This window comes from Actinomadura napierensis (assembly GCF_039529375.1).
In the GTDB taxonomy this organism is placed as follows: domain Bacteria; phylum Actinomycetota; class Actinomycetes; order Streptosporangiales; family Streptosporangiaceae; genus Spirillospora; species Spirillospora napierensis.
Genome location: NZ_BAAAMR010000365.1, coordinates 1 through 593, shown reverse-complemented (window position 1 = coordinate 593; position 593 = coordinate 1). Strand labels below are relative to the sequence as shown.

1 protein-coding gene is annotated in these 593 nt (G+C 53.0%); it reads left to right on the top strand.

Annotation, left to right across the window (positions count from 1 at the left end; genetic code table 11):
- Nucleotides 1-593 (top strand): Ig-like domain-containing protein (locus ABD296_RS49945; protein ID WP_228139434.1); only part of this gene is annotated, 593 nt, incomplete at both ends.

Sequence of the window (593 nt, the reverse complement as noted above, 5' to 3'; positions counted from 1 at the left end):
ACTGTAGTTGTCAATGTGGATGGCGTTGACTATCCGGCAGTGAACAATGGTGACGGCACCTGGACGCTTGCAGACAATACACTTCCAACACTCGCAGACGGTCCACACACCATTACCGTGACTGCAACAGATGCAGCAGGTAACGTAGGTAACGATACTGCAGTGGTGACCATTGATACGGTTGCACCAAATGCACCGGTGCTTGATCCGATCAATGCAACAGACCCAGTGAGCGGTCAGGCAGAGCCTGGTTCAACCGTGACTGTGACTTATCCTGATGGCACAACTGCAACAGTGGTAGCAGGCACAGATGGCAGCTGGTCAGTACCAAACCCAGGTAACCTGGTGGATGGCGATACAGTGACTGCAACAGCAACTGACCCTGCAGGCAACACTTCATTGCCAGGTACAGGCACAGTTTCAGCAGACATCACAGCACCTGTGGTTGCGCTGGATGACGTGTTGACGAATGACAGCACACCAGCACTTACTGGTACAGTGAACGATCCGACAGCCACTGTAGTTGTCAATGTGGATGGCGTTGACTATCCGGCAGTGAACAATGGTGACGGCACCTGGACGCTTGCAGACAA